Consider the following 21,173-nt stretch of genomic DNA (forward strand, 5'->3'; position numbering starts at 1 on the left):
CCAGCGAGCGTAGGCCAAGGCCACCTCTCCAAGGAGCTCCGAGGCGATTCTATCGTCCTTGATAACACCCGCCAGAATCAGCGGCTCCTCCAGGAAGCCTATGCGCAGGAAGCGCCTTGCTATTCCCCCCAGCTCCCTGTCGGTCGGCCTGAACTTTCCGACGAAGACTATCTCCAGGGCATCGTCAAAGACCCTCCTGCCGAGCCTGGGCTGCTCGTGGAGGCATAGCCAGTAGGCCAGCTCAAGCATTGCTATGGCCCTCTCCTCCAGAGGGAGGAAGCGCATCATGGAGATGGCCAGCTCGACTTCTCCCCTTTCAAGGAGCTCCTCCACCGCTGCCTTGCCCCTCTTGAGAACGTCTTTGATGAGCTCCATTTTGTCTTCCATGTACTTCGCCTGAAGTTTGAAGAATATAGAGGCGTAAACGTCCCTGGCCAGTTCGTAGAACTCCAGTGCAATCTCGTTGGGTATCTCGTCGGCGCTCTTCTCAATTAGCCGGGCGACCTTTATGAGCGATGAAGTGGCCGCCGATGACAGTCCCCGAGAAGCCTGGAGCAGCTCAACGGCCTCCCTGAACAGCTCCAGTCCGTCCTTGTAACGGTCGGAAAGGACGAGGTTCCTCGCTATTCCCGCCAGAACCTCTCCCCGGACCCTCGGCGAGTCTATGCTCCTCGCCATGACAATAGCGTTCTCGAAGTACGTCTCGGCGTCCCGATCCCTATCAAGCGTGTAGAGCGCCCTTCCGAGGATTGAATATGCCAGGGCCCTCTCGGGTGCACCACCAGTGGATTCCAGAGCATCGAGCATATGGCTCAGAACCTCGTCCCGCGGAAAGGCCGTCAGGACTTCGGTCAGGGCTATCAGGCGTTTTATTGGGTCTTTTATTTCCAACGCGCTTTTGAGGGCGCCCCGGTAGTCGCCCTTCGACACGTAAAGCTCAACGGCCTCCACGAGAACCACCAGCCGGTAGAAATAGGGGGCGAAAGTAAAAAAGGCTATCGCTAACCCTTGACCTTTCTGTCCCAGTTCTCAAGCATCGCGTCGAGTGCCAGAAGGCTGTTGAGCCTGAGGCGAACCTTCCGGTTTTCCCAGTCTATGGAGCCTTTAAACTCGTTGAGCAGTGCAAACACCTTCTCCGCTTCCCTCGTCGGCAGATTTTTCCCGTAGAACTCCTCGCCGCAGTGGGGGCACTTGAAGACGAAGCCCTTGAAGGCCTCCGTGAACTTTTCGCGGTCTTGGAAAACCTCCTCGGCGTCCTCAATGACGAGCATCTGCTCGATCAGCTCCCCCCAGTCAAGGGCCGTTCCGCAGAGCGGACACTTTGCCATATCAATCTACCTCCCTCAAAAACTTCTCTATCTCCTTCAAGATTAACTTGATTCCTTCGTCAAGGTTCCCCTTTCCGTTCGCCCCGGCGGCACCGGCGTGTCCACCACCGGAACCATCTATGACCGGTCCGACCTTCTCCATGATTTTACCGAGGTGGAGGCCCTTCTTGACGAGACTCTCCTTTGCCCTCGCCGAAATCCTCACTCCCTTCTTCTCGCTCCCCACAACCGCTATATCGGCCCCGAGCTGGAGGAAGACCTTGCAGGCGAGCGACTCGTAGGCGGAAACCTTCGAGACGGCAATGATGTACCTCCTGAACTTCCTTATCTCCATTCTCTGGCAGGCCTTTAGGACCGCCATGCGCTTTGCTTGGTCGATGTTCTCGTCGCTGGCAGGGGCTACAAGCTGGAAAATCTCACCCATCTGAACCGGGAAGCGCTCCAGCATCTCACTTACCGCTTTGAAGGTCCTCGCGTTGGCGAAGCGGAAGTTGGCGGTGTCGGTGACTATTCCCGCCAGGAGGGCTTTAACGGCGGTCTCGTCGTAGAAGCCGAAGTATTTGAACAGCTCCCAGACTATCTCGGCAGTTGAGGTGCGCGATGAATCAACGACCGCTATGTCAGCTCTAATCGGTCTCTCCTTCTCGATGTGGTGGTCTACGACGATTACGGCCTTACCGTGCGGGATCTCGATGGGTTCAAGCTGTTCGATGGAGGAGGTGTCGAAGATTACAACCACATCTTCTTTAACCACCGGGTCTTTTTCAAGGGGGACGGGTGAGAGTGCTAAAAGCCGCTTGGCGTAGGAGGAGACGCTCTGGGCGACGCCTATTCTAATCCTCTCGACCCCGATTGATTTGAGGTAGAGGGCAAAGGCTATCGCCGAGCCGAGGGAGTCGGGGTCGGCGTTGTGGTGGCAGAGAAGCAGGAAGGATTTGCCCCCTGAGCGCTCAAGGAAGCGTTTAAGCTCCAGTTTTCCCTTCATTGGCAATCTCCCTCAGCTTCCTCTCAACGGCCTCGTAGGCCTTCTCAACGGCCTCCTCTATCAGCCCATCGACGTCCACCCTGACGAAGACCGGAACCTCCAGGTAAACCTCTATCTCAAGGTCGAGGGTTTCGTCGCGGTTTATCCTCATCGTCACTTCGATGTCCTTAACGTCGCTCCGGTTGAGGGCGTCGAAGACGTGCTTTATCACAGTTTCCTGTGCCATCTCGCCTATCTCCATCAGCTGCTCCTCGCTCAACTCCGGCAGACCGATGTGGACGACCCTTCTTCCGCTGGTTCCCTCGTCCATCGCTCTCACCCCGAAGGAAAAGAGAAGAGGTCAGCCCGCGGTGGGTCTGAGGGCGGACTGTATCTGGGCGGTGAGTTCCTTGAGCTTCTCGTTGAGCTTCTTCTCCTGCCTCTCGAGGGCGTTGAGCCTGACCTCCAGCGTCTCGACCTTCTCCTTCAGCTCCTCGACGGCCTTGCCCTTCTCGGTCTTGACGATGAGCGTTCCGACGGTCTTGTATATGGTAGCTCCATCATCGACCTTCTCGATCTCTTCGAGGGCCTTCTTTGCCTCGGTGAGCTCGAGCTGGACCTTCTGCTTCTGCTGAATGACGAGCTGGAGCTGCTGCTGGTAGCTCTCAAGCTGACCGAGCATGGCCTGAACCTGGGGCGGAATGTTCTGCATTAACAACACCTCCGTAATCGCGATGCCGGGTTAGAATAAGGGGCTGGCTTTAAATAGTTTCGGCTAAACTTCCAGGGAATCCATGGCTACCTTTATCCACCGGAGGTAAGAGTTCAGCGTTCCGCGCAGGGCGGAGTTGTCCCTGGCGAGAAAGCGGATTACTATCCTGTTCCCCTCGCGGAGGAACTCTATCCTGCTCCTCCTGTAGGGCACGCTCTCGTGCTCGTAGAGGACGCTTTCATAGATGACCCTGGCGACCTCTTCATCTGGAAAGGACAGCTCTATCACTCCTTCGATGGGCCAGTTTTCCTCTTCAGCCATGACGCCTCCTTGTAGTCCCATCTCCGCCCGTCCTCCATAATCCATATCTTGACGCTTATGAGAGGGCCGACGGCCTTCTCCCTGCTGACGTCCAGGCGGTAGAAGTTAATCGCCATTCCGCGCGGGTGCCTCTCGATGACGCTCAGGACGTCGGTGTTGTACCTGTCGGCTATGCCGAGGAGCGAGCGCTCCTTCCTCGGGACGAACACTCCACCGGTGAGTTCTGCAAAAACCTGGGCGAAGGCAACGTGGTCGAGGCCGACGCGCTTGGCGGTGGTCACCACGAGGGGCATCTCCTCCCGTATCGGCCTCACGTCCCTGAAACCGATCTCGCGCTGGAGCTTTATGCCGTGGAGGTAGAGGTAGCCGAGGTAGCCCCAGTCCTCGGGGTCGACCTTGATGAAGGTCATCTTGAGCGGGTTGCCCTTCCAGACGTTGATTATCAAGAGTCTCTCGTAGTTCCTATCGTAGGCCTCCATGAGCAAATCTTGTATCGTCTTCTTTCCCCTTGTCAGGTAGAGGGAGTTGGGGAACACCTTCTCCAGGTCGTGCCCGAAGCTCCTCGTTCTTCTGGTGGGTCTGTGGGAAGTCGTTATCAGCATCATGGTCCTCACTTAAAACCCGCTTTGGTCGATAAAAGGCTTTCGAAACGAAAGAATCAGATCGCCTTTACGCGCCTGGCCACCCTCGGCCTGGGCTTGTAGAGTATCTTGCTGCCGCAGTAGGGGCAGCGGACTTCCCTGGTGTTCTCGAGGTCGAGCTCGACCTCCCTTCCGCACTTCGCGCAGCGGTAAACGGCCATCACCATGTTTATCACCCTAAAACCAGGTAAAGGAAAGGAATCAGGCCTTGGAGGCCGTGACACGCTTGGCGACCTTCCCCGCCGGAGTGGTCGGCAGGTAGGCACCGCCGGCGAAGGTGGCACCGCACTTCTGGCACTGCCATATGCCCGTGCTTATCCTCCTGACGGCCTTCCTTCCGCAGACCGGGCAGACGTGCTTCTGCTTCATCTTGGCCTCAACGGCGGCCACTCTTCTTCTAATCTTGAGACCGTACCTTGGACCGAACCTTCCAGCGGAACCGACCTTAGTAGTCCTTCCCATGAGCATCACCCCTAATTACCAACCGATTTTCACGACTGGAGAGTGTTTCCGGGGACGTTTTATAAACCTTTGCCTGGAAACTTTGCCGGGCAAGGTTTCATAAAAGGGTGTGATTCCTCCCCGAGGCTCCTTTGAAAAGGGATTTCAACACCCAATTTAGTCCTTGGAAAGATGATTCACTAGACGGAGTTTTTCCCACACGGGTTCCACTTAAACCGCGCTCCTACGGAGCGCTAAAAACTTGAACCCTTCCAAAAAAGCATTTCTATGAGAGAATCCACACTCAAAGATAACTCTCGAAGAAATCCACTCTTGATAGTCATTCCAAAAGGAATCACGAACCTTGATCAAACTTCGCGCAGGCGAAGTTTGTAAGGGGGGCATTTGAGCTGTCGCCCCCCTGGGGGTCCCGACGTCATCGCAACCCAATACTCGTCGGGCATTCGTCCCTATGCATAAAACCTTATAACAGTTGGCCCTATTCCCCCATAGGTGCAAGACATGGCAGGAACGATAAGCAAGATAATCCACTTCCATGATGAGGAGGAGTTCCTGGAGGATGTGGACGCGGTGATGGAGCGCTTCTCCTATCTGGCGAGCAAGTACGGCCACAATCCCATAGAAGGCGTTCTCCTGTGGGACTATGTTGGAATCCGGGACGACGAGGGGATAAAGGTCTTCCGCGTCGGGGAGTTTCCCTACTTCGAGGGGACGTTGAAGCTCGACCTCGAAACGCTCCGCACGATGGAGCGCTACTTCGACGAGATGGAGAGCAGGTGGGACGAGCTGACGGTCGAGGAGATAAACTACTTCGTCGAGATGCTCAACGAGGCCCTCGGCGAGCAGCGCGTTTACTACGACGCCTACTCACTCGGCCTGGACAGAAACACGGCCTACATAATCCTCAACCTCGTCTCGCTCAACTACCTCGAGAGCGTTCTCGACGGAGGGGACAGGGAGATATTTGAGGAGGCCGTTGAACTGCTGATGCGGTACCTTTGAGCCTCCATTAACCATGCAATTACGCAATCACATAATTATGCAATTGTGGGGGTGGTCGCTTGCTCTTCAAGAAGAGGGGAACCTTCACCGAGGAGGACGCCAGGAAGGTCATTGAGATAGCGAGCAGTGAGGATGCCAGCGAAATAATAGTCATGGCCGAAAGCGTAACCGAGGAAGCCAAGAGGCGCCTCTGGGACTATGCGAGGGGAGTGCAGTTAATGGCGGACATGAGGGGTGAAGATAGAAGCGTCCGCATTGAGATTCTCGAGGGCTATGTGAGCGAACACGTTAAGGGAATCGAGCTCGATGAGGTGTGAACATGAGGCTCATAATGGCAGAGGTCTTCAACAGCTGGCAGGGTGAAGGGGGGAGCGTTGAAGGCTCAGCATTTGGCAGGAGGCAGATTTTCGTAAGGTTCGCCGGCTGCGACCTTAACTGCCTCTGGTGCGACTCCCGGGAGTACATCAACGCCTCCCGCGTTTCCCGCTGGCGCTACGAGGTTGAACCCTTCACCGGGAAGTTCGAGTACAGGCCGAACCCCGCTTCACTCGATGAGGTCGTTGAAGCGATACTCCGCCTCGATACCGGCGATATACACTCGATAAGCTACACCGGGGGCGAGCCGACGCTTCAGGTGAAACCGCTTAAAGCTCTAATGGAGGAGATGAAAAGCCTCGGCTTCGACAACTTTCTGGAGACGCACGGCGGCCTTCCGGAGCTGATCATGGAGGTTGCTAGCGTTACAGATTACGCGAGCGTGGACATAAAGGACGAGACTGCCAAGGCAACTGAAGACTGGCGCTCATTGGTTCTCCGCGAGGTCGAGAGCGTAAGGATTCTGAAGGAAGCTGGGGCCAAAGTTTACGCCAAGCTCGTCGTTACGTCCGAGACGAGGCCCGGGAACGTCCGCTGGTACGCGGAGCTGCTGAAGGGCCTGGCTCCCCTCGTAATCCAGCCGAGGGAGCCAATAGAGATAAGCCAGGAAAAGCTGATGGACATTTACCGCGAGGCGGCCCTGGTTATGGGGAGAAAGAACGTCGGGCTGAGCTTCCAGGTTCATAAGTATCTCAACGTGCTTTGAGAGGGTTTTTAAGGGTCCATCATAACTTTTTCCGGCGATGATGACATTGGCCTTTGGGGTGAGCGATGCCCGGGATCGACGGCCTGAGCCGCGCCGTCAAATTTTTAAATCTCCACCCTTTTAGTAACCCCTGGAAAGATTAAAATCGGGGGTGGTGGCATGGCGGTTATCGAGGAAGTGACCACCAAGAGCTTTGAGAGAATCGGAAGCCACTCCCACATTAAGGGCCTTGGTCTTGATGAGAACGGAAAGGCCAGGTTCATGGCCGACGGAATGGTGGGCCAGGTCAAGGCGAGGGAAGCCGCCGGAATAGCGGTTGAGCTCATCAAGCGCGGCAAGCTCGCCGGAAAGGGAATTCTCCTCGTTGGCCCGACAGGAAGCGGTAAGACTGCAATAGCGATGGGCATAGCCAGGGAGCTTGGCGAAGATGTGCCCTTCGTTCAGATAGCAGGGAGCGAGATTTACTCCGCCGAGGTCAAGAAGACGGAGTTCCTGAAGGGGGCCCTCAGGAGGGCGATAGGAGTAAGGATAAGCGAGGAGAGGAAGGTCTACGAAGGTGAAGTCAAGGAGATTAAAATCAACAAGACGAGGCACCCCTTCAACCCCTACGTCGAAATCCCGGAGAGCGTCATCATAACCCTCCGCACCAAGGACGACGAGAAGACGATTAGGGCAGGAAGGGAGATAGCCTACCAGCTGCTTGAGATGGGCATCGAGGAGGGCGACGTCATACAGATAGACGCCGAGACCGGCAGGATTTCCAAGATTGGAACCACCAAGGAGGAAGAGGGGCTCTTCTTCAAGAGGAAGGTGAACCTCCCGAGCGGTCCGGTGCTCAAGATAAAGGAGTTCACCTACACCGTTACGCTCCACGACCTCGACGTTGCCAACGCCAGGGGCAACATCTTCGGCCTGCTCTTCAGCACCGGGGCCGAGATAAGCGACGAGATAAGGCAGCGCGTCGATGAGACCGTCAAGAAGTGGATTGAGGAGGGGAAGGCCACCCTCGTTCCGGGAGTGCTCTTCATAGATGAGGTTCACATGCTCGACATCGAGGCCTTCTCGTTCCTCGCGAGGGCCATGGAAAGCGAGCTGGCGCCGATCCTAATCCTCGCCACCAACCGCGGAAGGACGAAGATAAGGGGCACCGACCTTGAGGCGCCGCACGGAATGCCGATAGACATGCTCGACAGGCTCCTGATAATCAACACCGAGCCTTACAAGAAGGACGAAATCAGAGAGATAGTCAAGATAAGGGCGAGGGAGGAGAAGATTGAGGTGAGCGAGGAGGCAATCGAGTACCTCGCGGAGCTCGGTGAGAAGACCAGCCTCCGCTACGCCGTCCAGCTCCTTGCGCCGGCGAGCGTTCTTGCCAAGGGCGGAAGGGTTGAGAGGAAGCACGTCGAGAAGGCCAAGGAGTACTTCGCCGACCTCAGGAGAAGCATTGAGTTCGTGGAGAAGCTTGAGGGCATGCTCAGCTGATTTTCCTCTTTCCACTCGTTTTTGAAGTAACACTTTTAAGTCTTGACACCTTAACACTTCCGGTGGGATAATGCGGGGAGGAGTTTTAACGGTCGTGGCCCTTCTGCTCGTCGATGTCCTGCTCGTTGGGTGGACCCACATCGACGGCGGTTTTCCCAAGGGAGAATTTGAAAACGCATCATCTCACTGGAACTCCAATGTGACGGTCTCCGTTGGCACGGCCGAGGTAACCGGTCCCTTCACGGGCTACCTCACCGTCCCGAGGAGGTTCCTAAACGAAACGGACGCATTTCTCAATTCTATCAACGTCACCCTTTACGTCTTCACCGTCGAGGTGACGGGGAAGGAGCTAAACGCGAGCATGAGCATTCCCGTCCTTAGGCTCTCTCCGGCCTTCGTTCCGAGGGACTTCAACGTGAGCATCAACGGGCACATGGTTACGGGCGTCACCTACGTCCCCTACGCCGAGAGGCTTCCCGTCGCGGTCTGGTCGGCGGAAGGAAGCCTTGAGACGACTTCATACCTCACGGTTCACCCGGAGGACGAAAAGGCAGTGTCGGGCAGGTGGAGCGCGGAGTACCTGAACAACGCCTCGGGGAGTGTTCTTCTGGAGGCTGGGGAACTTGAGCTTGCCCTCAACGTCACGGAACCCAACCGCTTCAAGTTTGTGGTCCTCCACAACGGCACAGAGGTGTCGTCGGGGGTACTGGGGGTGGACCAATGAGGCGGCTCTTCTATGCGCTCCCGTTCCTCGTCCTTGGGCTGGGCCTGCTGTTCTGGGAGCCCACGGTCGCGAGGGCCGCTGTCGTCCTTCTTGGCTGGCTCACCTTCGCGCTGGAGTACCGCTACGGTGGCGGGAGCAGGGAAGGGGAAGAGCTGGTTGCGCTCGGGGTTTCGGTGCCCCTGCTTCTCCTCCCCATCAGCCAGACCCTTGCGGAGTTCCTGGCCGTTTTCATGTTCGTGCTCGAGCTGGCGGCCCTTTTCGTGAAATTCAAGCTGAAGGCTTAACCGTTCATTATCTCCATCAGCTTCCTTGACAGCTTGAGGTGGAATTCGAACTCGTGGTAGGCCCTGTTCTCGGCCGGAAAGACGAGCTTCAGTTCGTTGAGACCCTGCTTGCCGCCGAACTCGCCGAAGACGGTTATCCCGTTCACCTCTATGACGCCGAAGACGGCCGCGAGGTTGAAGAGGAGCGTCCTGAGCTGGTAGGCCGAAACCTCGTGCCTTCCAATCTCCTGCCGGGGGTACCTGAAGAGGAAGTACTCCAGGCCTTCCATCTCGGCCACATCGGTTATCGCTATGTCGGCGGTGAGGAAGACGAGAAGCGTGGGCGTCATGTTGTCGTAGTGCTTCAGGGACTTGACGATTATCTCGTCGTTGTTGTGGGCCGGCTCCTTAACGCTCTCGGCTATGATTATCCTGTCCTTCAGCCTCTCGAACTCCTTGAGGGCTATGTAGGCAGCCTTCCTGCTCCTCTTTGTCCTCCTGTTGCTGAACTCCCGGAGCAGGCTCGCGTTCCTCACCTCGCGCCTTATCTCCTCCAGCTCCCTGTGCCTGTACTTGTAGTTCATGGCGTTCTCTATCTCCTTCTTGACCCCCTCGGCCACGACTATCTGGTACCCGTCGAGGGGTCTGAACCCTGAGATAAAGCGATGGTAGAAGAGGTTGGTGTCGGGCGCGAAGGCGACGCCCTTCTTGAGCCTCTCGTAGAGTTCAAGGTTCTGGAGGAACTCGTCGATGTTCGCGTACCGCACTATTCCGGCGGATATGAAGCACTCGTAGAAGTCGGTCCAGGTTGGAAGCTCGCTGGAGAGCCTTTCCGGGACCCTCTCGTTGAACTCCCTCCTGCTCACGGTGAGCTCGACGCGGTAGCCGGTTTCCGTCGGCTTCGCCCTCAGCAGGGGAAGGCCGTAGAGGGGATAGCTGACCCTTATTTCCCCCAGGACGTTGAGGAGTATCTGGAGCTCCGGCTTTTCGATGACCTCGCTAATCTCCCTCACTCTCATCACCCAGGAAGTTCTTTATCGGCTGGAGATGGGTTGGAATCATCATGTAGGGCCTGTCCGGGAACTCGGTGTCGAGGAGACCCATGTAGACGATGAACGACACCGGAAACTCCTTTATCTGGACTATGGCGGCTGCAACGAGGGCCTTCCTGCCGGAGGTTATGTCCAGACCCATGCGGTAGCCCTCGCGCTCCAGCTTCGAGAAAAGTTCCCTGAACTTCCTGTCCGCCACGAAGAACCCGTAGTCCGGCACCACCTCGGTCTCTATCTTCGGGTGGAGGTTGTAGGCCTCAGATATTGCCCTGATTGCCGAGACCACCTTTGGAAGGTTGTGCTTGTACCTCTCCTCGGTGAACACGTATATCCTCTCCGCCTTCCCGCCCCTCGTCAGGAGCTTGTAGTAGGTGTTCACGACCGCCCAGGGGGAGCGGCCGAGAAGGGTTATGTAGGCCACCTTCACCATGGCATATTCCCCCATATGTACGCCACGAGACCATAAACCAGTGCAAGGGCAAATGGAATCCAGGAAATGCGACTCTTCACAGTTTTGTGGGCTATTAGGAACGGCACAAGGGCAAGGACGAAGTAGCCAGCGCCGTAGGTTTCGTGAATCCCGAAGGAAGTGACCGCAAAGATGAAGAGCAGGGACGCTAGTACTCCAGCTGGAACGGTTAGAACTGTGAGCATGAGCATATCGGGAGCCCTGCTTGACCTTCTCTCCGGGATCAGGATTATCCAGAACAGGAAGCTCAAAACGAGGAACTGGGCGAGCAGTCCCCAGAACGTGACGTCCAGCTCCGGCTCCCCCCTCGACGGCAGGTAGTAGAACCACGTGGCTCCGAAGGCGTAGACGAGCGTCATGATGAGCGAGATTCCCCACTTCAGGCGCGGGGGTGAAACGTTTTCCCTCATCTTACCACCTTCACTCAATTAGCACCATCCCGTACAAAACGCTTTCGGAGAAGTCTATCCCGACGAGTTCTCCGATCTCAATCCCTACAGCGTCTATGCTCGGCCTGACCTTCGTTGGAAGCCTGCACGGCTCCCCCCTCTCGAAGGGGCAGTCGTCGCAGAGGTTGCAGTTCCCGGGAAAGAGCGCCATCGCGTAGAGCTTCCCCTCCCTGAAGAGCTCGGCCTCGCGCCTGAGCAGGTAGAGGATCGCCTCCCGCTTCTCCTCCTCGAAGCGCTCCATGTCGATTTCGAACTTGATTATCAGGGCCCTCCTGAAGTGCCGCACCCACTCCCTGGTTTCCCTCCAGTCCGGAGCGTGGGGCGGACAGCTTGGCCTCCTTCCGTACATCGGACAGGCCCGGCACTTCCAGACCGGTCTCGGCGAGACGACTATGCTCTCCGCAGGTATCTCCTTCTCCCAGAGCACCTTCATGGGGCATCAAAAGAATATGGGTGACATCTTTAAAAATCAATTCCCGGCCTAGTGAAGTTTTGAAAAGTCTGGTCCCGAAATGTTTTTACGTTTGAAAATCAATTTCTTCATATGAAGAGGTTGATGGTGGTGCTGCTCTTGGTTTTTATTGCCGGTACTGCCGGCTGTACCGCCGAGAAAAAGCCCGATGGAGGGGTAGAAATGGATCTTGAGATAGGTTCGGTGTTTCACAACGGGAACTACATACCCGTCGAGTTCACCTGCGACGGTGAGAACGTGAACCCCCCGATATTCATAGGGCACATAGATCCGAACGCTAAAAGTCTCGTCATCATAATGGACGACCCCGACGCACCTGGAGGGACCTTCACCCACTGGATAGCCTGGAACATACCGCCGCTGGGGGAAATTCCCAAAGGCGTTCCGCCCCAAGGCGTCGTTGATGCTCCTGTGAAGATGGTCCAGGGGAGGAACGATTTCGGAAAGATCGGCTACGGTGGCCCGTGTCCGCCCAAGGGTCACGGGGTACACCACTACCACTTCAGGGTTTACGCCCTCGACACAGTCCTCGAGCTTGATCCGGGAGCGAGCAGAAAAGAGCTGGAGAGGGCCATGGAGGGCCACGTGATCCAGATGGGGGAGCTGGTGGGACTGTACGGAAGGGAGTGAGCTACCCCTTCCTCTCCATCAGCTTCACGACGAGGTTTATGGCGCTCTGGAAGGCCGCCAGGAAGTTCAGGGCGAAGAATATCCAGTCCCCTATGATGTAGGAGTAAACAGTTAGCAGCGTCGAAGCGGTGACGTAGATCAGTATAAACTGCATGTTCAGGGGGCATTTCCTCGTTTTTATGGTCTCTATCGTCTGCGGAACCCATGAGCTGACCAGGAGAAGCATTCCAATAAGTCCGATTATCGCTCCGCTCTCCACCTTTTCTCACCTCCCTCCTTGGAGGGGGGAAGCTTAAAAAAGTCTTGTGGCCCCTCCGATGTCAAAATTCTGGAGAAATCGGCAGAAAATATACAGATTCGCGCTAAAGCTGGCTGGCGAGCCTCGACATGGCCCAGGTCTTGACGTCGTCGTCCATGATGCCGTTGATTATCTCCATCGCCTCGCTCACCTTGCCGGATTTGGCGAGGACCAGCGCCACCTCCGCCTCGACCTTTGACTTATTCGGGAGGTCGGTTATGTACCGGGAAATTCTGAGGGCTTCCTCCGGATTGCCCATGTTCAGGAACTCAAAGGCCAGGCTCATCAGGGCTTTTGTGCTCTCGTCGCGGTTGTCGATGTCGAGAGCCGCCTTAACTGCCCTCTCCAGCGCCTCGTGATAATCCCTTTCCGACTTTGCCACCTCCACGGCTATGTGTGAGAACGCCTTCGATCGTATGTTGCCATCGGGTATCCCCTCAGCCATTTCGAGAGCCTCATCGATCCTGCCTGACTCCACCAGCTTTTGAACGGCCTCGTACAGTGCCCTGGAGCGGTACCACTCCTGCATGTTTACCCCCTACAATAATCGATGTTGAAGAATTTAAGGGTTCCGCGGCCAAGGTTTATAACTCCGGGGTACAACTATCACAGGGTGATGAAATTGAGAAAAACCGGGGTTGTACTGGTCCTCCTTCTGATCGTTGGGGTGGCCTCAGGCTGTATTTCGAACTCCAATGGCCCAACGGCGACCCAGACGACCACTTCAAGCATTCCTGATTACGTCGTCGTGAACGGGACAAAGATATACCTCGACGAGATTCACTTCTACATGTACGGTATGAAGACCTGTCCGCACTGTCAGAACATGAAGAAGCTCATTCCTGAGACCTACGGAGAGGATAGCCTCACCTACTACGAGCTGGTGGACAACGAAGAGAACACAAAGCTCTTCCAGCAGATCTACCAGCTGACAGGAATACAGGGCGTCCCGGCAATAGCCATAACCTACAACGGAACTCTCTACGCAATAATCGAAGGAGAGTTCAACGTCACCGCAACGCCTAGGATAATCCAGGCAGCCATGAGCAATAATGGCGTGATACTCTTTGTTGGCGGCCAGGCATACATACTGCCGCGCGACAAGGAGGACTCGGCCAAGGTAATAGACGAACTCTACGTCCTCTTCGTCGAGCACAAGATGCCTGACTCCAGCTGAATACTTTTGTTCCCAACTTTTTGTTTTCGAAATCCACAAAAAGGCCCGCGATAACTTTCTACCATGAGAAGTGAGGTAAAGGGACTGGCGATAATCCTTCTGGCCTCCTTTGGGGTTAGCTCCCTCGCGCTGTGGGCGCTGGGCATGGTGGACTTTGTACCAAAGTTCTTTGCCCTCGCTATGAGCGACTCGATAAACCCATGCACCTTCGTTATCTACACGATGCTTCTAATAGCACTCTCCGTCAGGGAGGTGTCGAAGAGAAGGCTCTACCTCATCGGTGCGGCCTTCATTGCTGCCGTTTACGTCTCTTACTATCTCCTTGGAGTTGGCCTGCTGTACTTTGCCGGTTATCTGCCCCTTTGGGTCGCAGGGATTGCGGCGATAGTATTCGGAGGGTACACGATAGTAACCGGTCTGATGGAGAAGTCCCGCGTGGGCGACAAAAGCAAAATCCGGAGGAAAATATTCAGCAGCGACGCGACCGCTCTCGGGGCATTCACGCTCGGAGTCATCGTCTCGACGACCCTGCTCCCGTGCTCCGCCGGCAGCTACCTCGTCTACGCCATAATAATCTCAAAGGCCGGGAAAGCTCTCGCCTTCCTTCTCCTTGCTCTCTACAACCTCGTCTTCGTGCTCCCGCTCGTTGTAATCCTGCTGGCGATGGGGAGCGTCACCGAGAGCAAGCACTTCTCGCAAGCGATGGTGAGGCACAGCCGGGAGCTGTCGGTCATAGCGGGGATACTGCTGATTGCGATAGGGGTGTGGGTTCTTACGGGTGCTTCACTGTAAACCGAGCTTTTCCCTTACCCTTCTCTCAAATTCCGCAAAATTCGGAACCCCTATGAACTCCACTTTGTTGTCTATGAGTATGGTGGGGGTTCCCATTATGTTGTGCTCCATGGCCTTCCTCTGGCCTTCGGGTGTTGCAACGCTTAATTCCCTCGCTATGACGCCCTCGTATTTCCTCTCAAGCTCCTGGGCCATCGCCCACGCTATCGGACAGTAGGGACAGCCGGGTGAAGTTATGACCTCAATTACAACCTTAGGCCCCTTTGGTTTGACCTCTATCATTCCGGCTCTCTTCATGAGTTCGAGCATCTTCTTTCTCCTTATCATCTCGAGCTCGTCCATGTTATCCCCCTCAAGGATAGAAATGCACTGGCTTAAAAAATTTAAACTTAAAAAGATTCAACCAACTGCGTTTATGTGTGCTATCAGCAGGACCACGAATATCACAGTCAGCATGATGTGAACCTTTTTCCACTTCTCGTATATCTCAACGTACTTTTTGGTGGTTTCCATGTCTCCACCGTTGGCTTCACTTATGATCTTCCGATTCAGGTGGCGGCCTATAAATCCGGTGGAATTCAGGAGGATCAGCACAATGGCCATTCCGAGTCCTGTGGCGCCCGCGGTCCCGGTGTAGTTGTTGCAGGAGGAGAAGTGAATCAGCGCAAGTACCGTTCCAGTTATCGTGAAGAAGTGGTGAACGGTCATCGGTGAAACAGGGCCTATAACAGTCATGTAGGGATTCTCCATCTTCAGCTTAAAGCCCCACTCGGACGAGGTCTCATGAGTTATTATTAGCTTTCTCTTCGTCAGAGAGTAGTAGACAACTCCAATCGCTATCATCGCGACGCCCAGAACCGCCAGAGGTATGTAGCGTGCCTGATACTCATCTTCTTCCTCGTAGTCATCTGCAAGCGCCAGTGGGCTTACCAGCAGCACGAGAAGCAAAAGGGCGAAAAACGTTTTCTTCCTCGACATATCAGAACACCCCGCTTCCAAGTCCGCATATCTTCGCGAACGGGCAGACCGAGCAGTCCTCGGTGTAGGGCTTGAGGTATGGCTCTCCCTTAACGGCCTTCGTTATCTCTTTTGCCCTCTCCATTGCCTCGTCCTCGCCTTGAAGCACGAGGGTGACGCTCCCCTCGGCCCCACCGGTTCCTCCTGCCGCTATCGGAATTGCCTCAACTCCGGCGAGTATCCTGTATGCTTCAACCTCCGTTACCGGGTGGGAGTGGGGTATCGGCACGAGAGCGGAATAAAGCCCGGTCCCCCAGTCGAAGGAGTATATTCCGGTCAGCTTGGCACTCTCCTCGACGGGCGTCGGCACGAACTTCTCAAGGCTTACCGGCGTTATCGTGAAGACACCTTTCGTTATCGTCCAGCCGAAGGTCTTGCCTATCGTCCCTCCGTCGGGGGCGGCGGCAAAAACGGCGACGTTCCAGTTTATGTCAATCGCGTTGGCGCCTTTGATGAAGACGTCCTTCGGGCCCATCTGCTTGAGCGCTTCGAGAGGGTCGTCGAAGGGTTCACCCTTGTAGAGGACGAGGTGCTTGGGCCAGGTTTCCCTAGGCGTAACGCAGGTTCTGCCCCTGCTTATCACTCCAACGGTCCACTTCTCCTTTTCGATTTCCTCCCCCAGTATCTCCTCCGCTATGTAAGCAGCGGTGGTGCCGGTCGCTATGTAAACGAAACCGTGCTTTAGGGCACGCTGAACTTCCGGCATAGCTACGACCGCCTTTGCGATAAGCCTCTTGCTCTCCGGAGGGGTTAAAGTTACGAGTGCCCTTTTCACGCCAATCACCGGGCTAAAATAGGCATTGAAAGGTATTAAACCTTCCCTTAGAGACTCCGAGAAGCCTTAGCTCAGCCGAAAAGTTCGAGGCATACATTGCACTCGGCGGGGTTTACCTCCGGGTCTATCCTGGCGTGGAAGGAACAGGCGTAGCCCTTCCCGAGCAGTTCGAGCGAAATTCTTACGAGCTCGGAGTGTATTTCGTACTCGCTCGGACGCTCCTCTGTTATCCTCCCTGCGAGCCTTGAGAGCTCTGAATCTATATCGGGAAACTGGGAAACGTCTATCAGCGCCCCCCGGCCCATGTTGAGGTACCTTGAAACGGCCGACTGGGTTATGTGGAGAAGCTCCGCTATCTCCGTCTGTTTCAGTCCATTTTCATACAGTATCTCCACGAGCCTTCTCCTAAGCGAAGGATAGACGTAACGTGAAGCTACTTCGAACGCATTCGTTTTCATGGTATCATTTATGACGTGTGGAATATTTAAGGGTTTCTGTCAAGCTCCCCTTCACGTTTCTATGACATAAGTCATATAACCGCTTTAGGTTAAGAAACCGCAAGGTTTTTATGAAGGACGCTTCATCTATAATCGAAGGATATGACACGTGTCATAAAGGGGGATTGAAAATGATAAAGGCGCCCAAAAATCTGGACATGCTCTGCAACCAGTGCTCGATGAGTTTAGCTGGAGGATGCACTATAAGGGGAGTTTGCGGCAAAGACCCGGACCTCAACTCCCTTCAGGAGGCCCTGCTGTATGGTATAAAAGGAACCTCAGCCTACTACTACCACGCCCTTGAGGTCGGCTACGACGACCCGAGGATAGGCCACTTTTTAGCTGAGGCCCTCTACTCAACCCTCACCAACGTAAACTTCGACAAGAACCGCTTCATAGAGCTCATCCTTGAGAACGGAAGGGTGCACCTTGAGGCGATGAAGCTCCTCGACAAAGCTTACGTTGAGACCTTCGGAAGACCCGAGCCCGTTGAAGTTCCGACCGGAACTGCAGAGGGGAAGGGCATACTCGTTACCGGCCACAGCTACAAAGCCCTCTACGAACTCCTCAGGCAGATTGAAGAGATGGACCTTGAGGAAGAGCTGAAGGTCTACACCCACGCCGAGATGTTTCCAGCTCACGCTTACCCAGAGCTGAGGAAGTTCAAAGCCCTCTACGGCAACTGGGGAGGCTCGTGGCTCTACCAGAAGAAGGAGTTCGCGGAGTTCCCGGGCGTTATACTCGGAACCAGCAATTGTGTCCAGCAGCCAACGAAGGCATATCAGGATAGAATTTTCACCGTTGGAATAGCCGGCCTTGAAGGTGTCCCCCACATCGAGGACTACAACTTCGAGCCACTCATAAAGCGCGCCCTTGAGACGCCGAAGATGAAGAAGATAGATGGCGGAAAGCTCCTCACGGGCTTCCACCACACAAACGTCCTGGCCATGAAGGACAGGCTGATAGAACTAATCCAGGAGGGCAAGATAAGGCACATCTTCGTGGTGGGCGGCTGTGATACGCCGCACAAGGGCATGGGCTACTACGAGAGGCTCACCGAGCTGATCCCCGACGATGCTCTGATACTCTCGGCGGCCTGCGGCAAGTTCCGCTACAATGCAAGGAACTACGGCACCATCGAAGGAATCCCGCGGTTCCTCGACTTCGGCCAGTGCAACAACGTCTACTCGATAATCGAGATTGCAATTGCTCTCGCGAACGAGCTCGGAACCGACGTGAACTCCCTGCCGGTTAGCATAGTCCTGAGCTGGATGGAGCAGAAAGCCATAGCGATACTCTACTCTCTCCTCTACCTCGGAATCAAGGGCATCTACATCGGACCAAAACCACCTGAGTTCCTGACCCCCAACGTGTTTGAAGTCCTCCGGAGGCAGTTTGACCTCAGGCTTACCGGTGATCCCGAGGCCGACCTCAGAGACATGCTGAGCAGGGGAATAAAGATAGAAGAGGGTTCACCCCTCGCTGAGGAGCTTGATTAAATCAACTCTTCTTTTTCTCTTTTATTCTATCAGGCTTCTGCCGGTTCTTTGATTGTCCTGTTTTGGTGGTTGCAATCTGAACTTCCTGGGAGCAGTAATTGTATTTTAACTGCTATCGCTGTGTTAATATTTTCAATAGTAGATTTTTTAAAGTCTGGATTTATTATCCACGTGAACAGCATTGGGGATTTTTCATCATGTAATGAATCATGGGGGGAGTGAAATGGGGACTACTTATTATACCGTTGCCGTGTTTGATAAATCTTGGAAGGAAGTGCTTGATAAGCTCTCGCGCGAGTTCAAGTACACTCGTGAACTCGCGTACCAGCGGGAAAGACGAGAAGAGCACCTGAAGTTCATCTTTGATATGAGGGGATTTAGGCTGGTTGCAGTGGGAGAACTGCACTACGGGCTGAAGACCACTGAGGGAGATTCCTTTGACTGGCTTGAGGTTGAAACGTACTCAAAGGAGAACATGACGCTCCTCCAGATTGGGGTCTCCACCGGCAGGTGGCTGTTCGTCCTGAGCCCCGAACTTATGAAGTTCCTCGGAAAGCTGATGAGGGTTGGGGCGGTTTTCATCTGTGGTTACACGGACGACCACGACCTCAGAGATGCAGGCTTTGAAGAAAACAACCAGTTCCTCCTGTACGAATGGTTGGTCGAAACCGTAAAACGGGGAAAGCTTGAAGTCATTCCCTCTGGCGTTACCATTGTGGAGAAAGAACTCTTAGGCTTGGAGAATGGTCTCTACGAGCTGATTGAAAGACCCGGAAGGGAGGAGGAAGAGTATGTCCTAATCAAGAGATTGGATAGATATAAAATACTTGTTTCAGTAAGAGAAAGCGATTTAACCGATGAAGAGAGCTACCGAGAGTTAATTGAAGACAAAGCATGGTTCGGCGGAGAGGTAACCACGTTGATCTTCAAGCATATTGGAAAGAAAATTAAAAACGAATTCTTAATCAAGAGGACCGAGGAATACTTTAAAGCTCAAACAGGGGCTGAACCATATTGAGCGGGTAACGGCCTCCCCAAAGTTTGGTGGCTTTAAGGATTAACAAACAATAAATTCATCGTAGGTGTTGAGATTACTAAAAACAAATAAACCTAAATGGAAATGTTTTGAACTGAACTATCTACCTTCTTCCAGCCCTTTCAGTTCTTTCATCATCTCTTTGAACTTCTCGTCGCTCATCCCGATGAGTTTCTTCGCCTGCTTCAGCGTTATCGTCCTGGCGAGCGTTTTCCTCATGACCGGATTCTCAAGAGGTGAGAAACCGTACTTGATGAGTATCTTAAGTGCCTCCGGGTAGGCCTTCAGGAGCTTGGCCACGTTGGTGTTCTCACTTATTTCCTCCAGCTTATCGTCGCACTCCTTGACTTCCATTGCAGGTTCCTTCGAGTTCTCGGTCTTGGTTATCTTGAGCACGAAGGCCCTGCCGACCTCCCTCAGCTCAACAAGGTAGCCCGCTTCCTCAAGCTTCCCCACCATGTCAATGAAGGGTTTATCACCAATCACTTCGAGCGTTTCTCCGGTCTTTAGCTTTCCAAGGGCCTCCAGAATCATAACTGCCGGCTGAGGGGGCTGTAATCCCCGAACATCGAGCATCATGTTCATCACCACCCATTTTATGACGCGCGACATATAAACTTTGCTGGGCAAATATGCCCAGCAATGCTTATAAATATCTCTCATGACACCTGTCATGAAGGTGGTAAAGATGACTGAGCTACTGAACAATCGTGAATACAAGAAGGAGCAGCTGAAGAGACTTCTCCTCAGAATCCATGAGGGAGAGAGCGTTGAGAGCCTGAAGAAGGAGTTCCAGGAGATATTGAGTTCGATCTCACCCCTAGAGATTCCTATCATAGAGCAGGAGCTCGTGAGGGAGGGCGTTTCCGCCAAGGACATAGCGAAGATGTGCGACCTGCACGTGGAGCTCGTGAGGGAGGCCGTCGCCGGGACAGATGAGCTCGAGGAGAAGGGCCTGCCCGACGGACATCCGCTCAAGATAAGGTACGACGAGAACAAGGAGATAATGAAGGACGCGGAGATGCTCAACCTCTACGCCAGAACCCTCGCGACGACGAAGGACGAACGCATGCGACAGGAAATCCTCGGCGTTCTGGAGGAGATAGTTGGTAACCTCAGAAAGGTCGGCTTCACCCACTACAACCGTGACGAGATGCTCACATTCCCCTACATCGAGCGCCGCGGTCTCACCGCCATAGCCACCGTCCTCTGGACGAAGCACGACGAGATAAGGTTCATGATAAAGTACCTCGCCGAGCTTTTAAGGAAGAGGGACGAAATGCCCTGGGAGGAGTTCGTGGAGCGGTTGAAAAACAAAGCTGGTGAAGCTTCATTTGCCCTGAGCGACATGGTCTTCAGGGAGAACAACATCTACTACCCCACGCTGAAGGCCCTTCTGAGCGACGGGGAGTGGAAGGCGATACGACTTCAGGAAGATGAGATAGGATTTTACAAGGTAAATCCGCCCGCATGGGACCCCGGGGAGGACGTTAAGCCCCTCCACCCCTGGGAAATTGATCCCGAGCTGAGCGCCGAGGAACTCCTCAACCTTCCGAGGGAGGTTCAGGAGGCACTGAGGGGCCAGCCACTGGAGTTCGACAGGACAGAGCTGAGGCGCGAGGGGGACATAGACCTCGGAACGGGCTACGTCAGCGTCGAGGAGTTGAAGGCGATATTCGAGGCCCTGCCCGTTGATGTTACCTTCATAGACAGGGACGACAGGGTGAGGTTCTTCTCACCCGGCGAGAGGATATTCGCGAGGACTCCCTCGGTCCTCGGAAGGCCCGTCCAGCTCTGCCACCCGCCGAAGAGCGTCCACATCGTGAACAAAATCCTCAAGGCCTTCAAGGAGGGGCGGAAGAAGGAGGCGACCTTCTGGCTCAGGCTTGGCCCCAAGTACGTTTACATAAAGTACGTGCCCCTCTTCGACAAGAACGGAAACTACCTGGGGACGCTGGAGATGACGATGGACATCGCACCATATAAAAAGATTGAAGGCGAGAAGAGACTGCTCGACTGGAGGGACTGAG

General features: G+C 54.6%; 31 protein-coding genes. 12 read left to right on the forward strand and 19 right to left on the reverse strand.

Annotated elements, in window-relative coordinates:
• Positions 1-1,001 precede the first annotated feature (1,001 nt).
• The 8 genes from E3E27_RS03470 to E3E27_RS03505 form a co-directional block, all read right to left on the reverse strand.
• Positions 1,002-1,328 carry a hypothetical protein gene (locus E3E27_RS03470; protein WP_167773441.1) on the reverse strand — a complete coding sequence of 109 codons (327 nt, stop codon included), beginning with the start codon at positions 1,326-1,328 and terminating at the stop codon, positions 1,002-1,004.
• 1 nt (position 1,329) lies between these two features.
• Entirely contained in the window at positions 1,330-2,313 is a 984-nt protein-coding gene (locus E3E27_RS03475; RefSeq protein WP_167773442.1) for a bifunctional oligoribonuclease/PAP phosphatase NrnA, read from the reverse strand.
• Positions 2,291-2,623 carry a DUF3194 domain-containing protein gene (locus E3E27_RS03480; protein WP_167773443.1) on the reverse strand — a complete coding sequence of 111 codons (333 nt, stop codon included), beginning with the start codon at positions 2,621-2,623 and terminating at the stop codon, positions 2,291-2,293. Before E3E27_RS03480 ends, E3E27_RS03475 begins: the two co-directional genes overlap by 23 nt.
• A gap of 30 nt (positions 2,624-2,653) precedes the next feature.
• Positions 2,654-3,004: a prefoldin subunit beta gene (locus E3E27_RS03485; RefSeq protein ID WP_167773444.1), complete on the reverse strand. Its 351-nt coding sequence runs from the start codon at positions 3,002-3,004 to the stop codon at positions 2,654-2,656.
• A gap of 63 nt (positions 3,005-3,067) precedes the next feature.
• Positions 3,068-3,325, reverse strand: coding sequence for a KEOPS complex subunit Pcc1 (pcc1, locus tag E3E27_RS03490; protein ID WP_014788084.1), 258 nt, complete (start codon positions 3,323-3,325; stop codon positions 3,068-3,070).
• Positions 3,289-3,930, reverse strand: a complete 642-nt coding sequence (locus E3E27_RS03495) for a ribosomal biogenesis protein (protein ID WP_167773445.1) — start codon at positions 3,928-3,930, stop codon at positions 3,289-3,291. Before E3E27_RS03495 ends, pcc1 begins: the two co-directional genes overlap by 37 nt.
• A 53-nt stretch (positions 3,931-3,983) precedes the next feature.
• Positions 3,984-4,133, reverse strand: coding sequence for a DNA-directed RNA polymerase subunit P (locus tag E3E27_RS03500; protein WP_014788082.1), 150 nt, complete (start codon positions 4,131-4,133; stop codon positions 3,984-3,986).
• Between the two features lie 34 nt (positions 4,134-4,167).
• Positions 4,168-4,428: a 50S ribosomal protein L37ae gene (locus E3E27_RS03505; RefSeq protein WP_014788081.1), complete on the reverse strand. Its 261-nt coding sequence runs from the start codon at positions 4,426-4,428 to the stop codon at positions 4,168-4,170.
• 501 nt (positions 4,429-4,929) lie between these two features.
• Between E3E27_RS03505 and E3E27_RS03510 the strand changes: the two genes are divergently transcribed.
• From E3E27_RS03510 to E3E27_RS03535, 6 genes are all read left to right on the forward strand, one after another.
• Positions 4,930-5,430 (forward strand): hypothetical protein, encoded by a 501-nt coding sequence (locus E3E27_RS03510; protein ID WP_167773742.1) that lies wholly within the window; start codon positions 4,930-4,932, stop codon positions 5,428-5,430.
• 59 nt (positions 5,431-5,489) lie between these two features.
• Positions 5,490-5,747, forward strand: a complete 258-nt coding sequence (locus E3E27_RS03515; RefSeq protein WP_167773446.1) for a hypothetical protein — start codon at positions 5,490-5,492, stop codon at positions 5,745-5,747.
• Positions 5,748-5,749: 2 nt separating this feature from the next.
• The gene (locus E3E27_RS03520; RefSeq protein WP_167773447.1) at positions 5,750-6,511 is read left to right on the forward strand and encodes a 7-carboxy-7-deazaguanine synthase QueE; all 762 of its coding nucleotides are present in this window, start codon (positions 5,750-5,752) and stop codon (positions 6,509-6,511) included.
• Positions 6,512-6,670: 159 nt separating this feature from the next.
• Complete coding sequence (locus E3E27_RS03525; RefSeq protein ID WP_167773448.1) at positions 6,671-7,993, forward strand: RuvB-like helicase; 1,323 nt, start codon at positions 6,671-6,673, stop codon at positions 7,991-7,993.
• 70 nt (positions 7,994-8,063) lie between these two features.
• Entirely contained in the window at positions 8,064-8,717 is a 654-nt protein-coding gene (locus tag E3E27_RS03530) for a hypothetical protein (protein ID WP_167773449.1), read from the forward strand.
• A complete protein-coding gene (locus tag E3E27_RS03535; RefSeq protein WP_167773450.1) occupies positions 8,714-9,001 on the forward strand; it encodes a hypothetical protein in 288 nt (95 codons plus the stop codon). Before E3E27_RS03530 ends, E3E27_RS03535 begins: the two co-directional genes overlap by 4 nt.
• Here E3E27_RS03535 and E3E27_RS03540 read toward each other — a convergent pair.
• Genes E3E27_RS03540 through E3E27_RS03555 form a run of 4 tightly spaced genes read right to left on the reverse strand, consistent with a single transcriptional unit; the run spans position 8,998 to position 11,383 of the window.
• Positions 8,998-9,999, reverse strand: coding sequence for a PIN domain-containing protein (locus tag E3E27_RS03540; protein ID WP_048151685.1), 1,002 nt, complete (start codon positions 9,997-9,999; stop codon positions 8,998-9,000). The genes E3E27_RS03535 and E3E27_RS03540 overlap by 4 nt on opposite strands.
• Entirely contained in the window at positions 9,980-10,462 is a 483-nt protein-coding gene (locus tag E3E27_RS03545) for a hypothetical protein (protein WP_014788072.1), read from the reverse strand. Before E3E27_RS03545 ends, E3E27_RS03540 begins: the two co-directional genes overlap by 20 nt.
• Positions 10,456-10,911, reverse strand: coding sequence for a hypothetical protein (locus tag E3E27_RS03550; RefSeq protein WP_167773451.1), 456 nt, complete (start codon positions 10,909-10,911; stop codon positions 10,456-10,458). The genes E3E27_RS03545 and E3E27_RS03550 overlap by 7 nt, the downstream gene beginning before the upstream one ends.
• Positions 10,912-10,921: 10 nt before the next feature.
• Positions 10,922-11,383: a DUF2284 domain-containing protein gene (locus E3E27_RS03555; protein ID WP_167773452.1), complete on the reverse strand. Its 462-nt coding sequence runs from the start codon at positions 11,381-11,383 to the stop codon at positions 10,922-10,924.
• A gap of 201 nt (positions 11,384-11,584) precedes the next feature.
• Between E3E27_RS03555 and E3E27_RS03560 the strand changes: the two genes are divergently transcribed.
• Positions 11,585-12,052, forward strand: a complete 468-nt coding sequence (locus E3E27_RS03560; protein ID WP_167773743.1) for a YbhB/YbcL family Raf kinase inhibitor-like protein — start codon at positions 11,585-11,587, stop codon at positions 12,050-12,052.
• Position 12,053: 1 nt separating this feature from the next.
• Here the strand turns inward: E3E27_RS03560 and E3E27_RS03565 are convergent, their stop codons facing one another.
• Both E3E27_RS03565 and E3E27_RS03570 read right to left on the reverse strand, forming a co-directional pair.
• Positions 12,054-12,311 (reverse strand): membrane protein, encoded by a 258-nt coding sequence (locus E3E27_RS03565; RefSeq protein WP_014788068.1) that lies wholly within the window; start codon positions 12,309-12,311, stop codon positions 12,054-12,056.
• Positions 12,312-12,414: 103 nt separating this feature from the next.
• Positions 12,415-12,879 (reverse strand): hypothetical protein, encoded by a 465-nt coding sequence (locus tag E3E27_RS03570; protein ID WP_014788067.1) that lies wholly within the window; start codon positions 12,877-12,879, stop codon positions 12,415-12,417.
• An 87-nt stretch (positions 12,880-12,966) separates the two neighbouring features.
• Between E3E27_RS03570 and E3E27_RS03575 the strand changes: the two genes are divergently transcribed.
• Together E3E27_RS03575 and E3E27_RS03580 are read left to right on the forward strand one after the other, a co-directional pair.
• Positions 12,967-13,527 (forward strand): glutaredoxin, encoded by a 561-nt coding sequence (locus E3E27_RS03575; RefSeq protein WP_240910665.1) that lies wholly within the window; start codon positions 12,967-12,969, stop codon positions 13,525-13,527.
• A gap of 63 nt (positions 13,528-13,590) precedes the next feature.
• Positions 13,591-14,319 carry a cytochrome c biogenesis protein CcdA gene (locus E3E27_RS03580; protein WP_167773454.1) on the forward strand — a complete coding sequence of 243 codons (729 nt, stop codon included), beginning with the start codon at positions 13,591-13,593 and terminating at the stop codon, positions 14,317-14,319.
• On the opposite strand, the gene E3E27_RS03585 is transcribed toward E3E27_RS03580, so the two are convergent.
• From E3E27_RS03585 to E3E27_RS03600, 4 genes are all read right to left on the reverse strand, one after another.
• The gene (locus E3E27_RS03585; RefSeq protein WP_167773455.1) at positions 14,311-14,661 is read right to left on the reverse strand and encodes a thioredoxin family protein; all 351 of its coding nucleotides are present in this window, start codon (positions 14,659-14,661) and stop codon (positions 14,311-14,313) included. The genes E3E27_RS03580 and E3E27_RS03585 overlap by 9 nt on opposite strands.
• Before the next feature lie 57 nt (positions 14,662-14,718).
• On the reverse strand, positions 14,719-15,258 hold the full coding sequence (locus tag E3E27_RS03590; RefSeq protein WP_371731548.1) for a hypothetical protein: 540 nt from the start codon (positions 15,256-15,258) through the stop codon (positions 14,719-14,721).
• A 40-nt stretch (positions 15,259-15,298) separates the two neighbouring features.
• A complete protein-coding gene (locus E3E27_RS03595) occupies positions 15,299-16,111 on the reverse strand; it encodes a hypothetical protein (RefSeq protein WP_167773744.1) in 813 nt (270 codons plus the stop codon).
• 71 nt (positions 16,112-16,182) lie between these two features.
• Positions 16,183-16,569 carry a transcriptional regulator gene (locus tag E3E27_RS03600; RefSeq protein WP_167773456.1) on the reverse strand — a complete coding sequence of 129 codons (387 nt, stop codon included), beginning with the start codon at positions 16,567-16,569 and terminating at the stop codon, positions 16,183-16,185.
• A 170-nt stretch (positions 16,570-16,739) separates the two neighbouring features.
• On the opposite strand from E3E27_RS03600, the gene hcp reads away from it, so the two are divergent.
• Complete coding sequence (gene hcp / locus E3E27_RS03605; RefSeq protein ID WP_167773457.1) at positions 16,740-18,107, forward strand: hydroxylamine reductase; 1,368 nt, start codon at positions 16,740-16,742, stop codon at positions 18,105-18,107.
• A 223-nt stretch (positions 18,108-18,330) separates the two neighbouring features.
• The gene (locus E3E27_RS03610; protein ID WP_167773458.1) at positions 18,331-19,125 is read left to right on the forward strand and encodes a hypothetical protein; all 795 of its coding nucleotides are present in this window, start codon (positions 18,331-18,333) and stop codon (positions 19,123-19,125) included.
• A 117-nt stretch (positions 19,126-19,242) separates the two neighbouring features.
• Here E3E27_RS03610 and E3E27_RS03615 read toward each other — a convergent pair whose 3' ends face one another.
• Positions 19,243-19,728: a DUF1858 domain-containing protein gene (locus E3E27_RS03615; protein ID WP_240910666.1), complete on the reverse strand. Its 486-nt coding sequence runs from the start codon at positions 19,726-19,728 to the stop codon at positions 19,243-19,245.
• Positions 19,729-19,831: 103 nt separating this feature from the next.
• Here E3E27_RS03615 and E3E27_RS03620 point away from each other — a divergent pair, with 103 nt between their 5' ends.
• Positions 19,832-21,172 (forward strand): DUF438 domain-containing protein, encoded by a 1,341-nt coding sequence (locus tag E3E27_RS03620; protein WP_167773746.1) that lies wholly within the window; start codon positions 19,832-19,834, stop codon positions 21,170-21,172.
• The last annotated feature ends 1 nt before the right edge of the window (position 21,173 follow it).

The sequence above is a fragment of the Thermococcus sp. MV11 genome (assembly GCF_012027285.1).
Taxonomy (GTDB): domain Archaea; phylum Methanobacteriota_B; class Thermococci; order Thermococcales; family Thermococcaceae; genus Thermococcus; species Thermococcus cleftensis.

Coding starts and splice junctions, on each gene's coding strand:
- E3E27_RS03470 (WP_167773441.1), bottom strand. CDS start 1,328: ATGGCAAAGTGTCCGCTCTGCGGAACGGCCCTTGACTGGGGGGAGCTG.
- E3E27_RS03475 (WP_167773442.1), bottom strand. CDS start 2,313: ATGAAGGGAAAACTGGAGCTTAAACGCTTCCTTGAGCGCTCAGGGGGC.
- E3E27_RS03480 (WP_167773443.1), bottom strand. CDS start 2,623: ATGGACGAGGGAACCAGCGGAAGAAGGGTCGTCCACATCGGTCTGCCG.
- E3E27_RS03485 (WP_167773444.1), bottom strand. CDS start 3,004: ATGCAGAACATTCCGCCCCAGGTTCAGGCCATGCTCGGTCAGCTTGAG.
- pcc1 (WP_014788084.1), bottom strand. CDS start 3,325: ATGGCTGAAGAGGAAAACTGGCCCATCGAAGGAGTGATAGAGCTGTCC.
- E3E27_RS03495 (WP_167773445.1), bottom strand. CDS start 3,930: ATGATGCTGATAACGACTTCCCACAGACCCACCAGAAGAACGAGGAGC.
- E3E27_RS03500 (WP_014788082.1), bottom strand. CDS start 4,133: ATGGTGATGGCCGTTTACCGCTGCGCGAAGTGCGGAAGGGAGGTCGAG.
- E3E27_RS03505 (WP_014788081.1), bottom strand. CDS start 4,428: ATGGGAAGGACTACTAAGGTCGGTTCCGCTGGAAGGTTCGGTCCAAGG.
- E3E27_RS03510 (WP_167773742.1), top strand. CDS start 4,930: ATGGCAGGAACGATAAGCAAGATAATCCACTTCCATGATGAGGAGGAG.
- E3E27_RS03520 (WP_167773447.1), top strand. CDS start 5,750: ATGAGGCTCATAATGGCAGAGGTCTTCAACAGCTGGCAGGGTGAAGGG.
- E3E27_RS03525 (WP_167773448.1), top strand. CDS start 6,671: ATGGCGGTTATCGAGGAAGTGACCACCAAGAGCTTTGAGAGAATCGGA.
- E3E27_RS03530 (WP_167773449.1), top strand. CDS start 8,064: ATGCGGGGAGGAGTTTTAACGGTCGTGGCCCTTCTGCTCGTCGATGTC.
- E3E27_RS03535 (WP_167773450.1), top strand. CDS start 8,714: ATGAGGCGGCTCTTCTATGCGCTCCCGTTCCTCGTCCTTGGGCTGGGC.
- E3E27_RS03540 (WP_048151685.1), bottom strand. CDS start 9,999: ATGAGAGTGAGGGAGATTAGCGAGGTCATCGAAAAGCCGGAGCTCCAG.
- E3E27_RS03545 (WP_014788072.1), bottom strand. CDS start 10,462: ATGGTGAAGGTGGCCTACATAACCCTTCTCGGCCGCTCCCCCTGGGCG.
- E3E27_RS03550 (WP_167773451.1), bottom strand. CDS start 10,911: ATGAGGGAAAACGTTTCACCCCCGCGCCTGAAGTGGGGAATCTCGCTC.
- E3E27_RS03555 (WP_167773452.1), bottom strand. CDS start 11,383: ATGAAGGTGCTCTGGGAGAAGGAGATACCTGCGGAGAGCATAGTCGTC.
- E3E27_RS03560 (WP_167773743.1), top strand. CDS start 11,585: ATGGATCTTGAGATAGGTTCGGTGTTTCACAACGGGAACTACATACCC.
- E3E27_RS03570 (WP_014788067.1), bottom strand. CDS start 12,879: ATGCAGGAGTGGTACCGCTCCAGGGCACTGTACGAGGCCGTTCAAAAG.
- E3E27_RS03575 (WP_240910665.1), top strand. CDS start 12,967: ATGAAATTGAGAAAAACCGGGGTTGTACTGGTCCTCCTTCTGATCGTT.
- E3E27_RS03580 (WP_167773454.1), top strand. CDS start 13,591: ATGAGAAGTGAGGTAAAGGGACTGGCGATAATCCTTCTGGCCTCCTTT.
- E3E27_RS03585 (WP_167773455.1), bottom strand. CDS start 14,661: ATGGACGAGCTCGAGATGATAAGGAGAAAGAAGATGCTCGAACTCATG.
- E3E27_RS03600 (WP_167773456.1), bottom strand. CDS start 16,569: ATGAAAACGAATGCGTTCGAAGTAGCTTCACGTTACGTCTATCCTTCG.
- hcp (WP_167773457.1), top strand. CDS start 16,740: ATGATAAAGGCGCCCAAAAATCTGGACATGCTCTGCAACCAGTGCTCG.
- E3E27_RS03610 (WP_167773458.1), top strand. CDS start 18,331: ATGGGGACTACTTATTATACCGTTGCCGTGTTTGATAAATCTTGGAAG.
- E3E27_RS03615 (WP_240910666.1), bottom strand. CDS start 19,728: ATGAACATGATGCTCGATGTTCGGGGATTACAGCCCCCTCAGCCGGCA.
- E3E27_RS03620 (WP_167773746.1), top strand. CDS start 19,832: ATGACTGAGCTACTGAACAATCGTGAATACAAGAAGGAGCAGCTGAAG.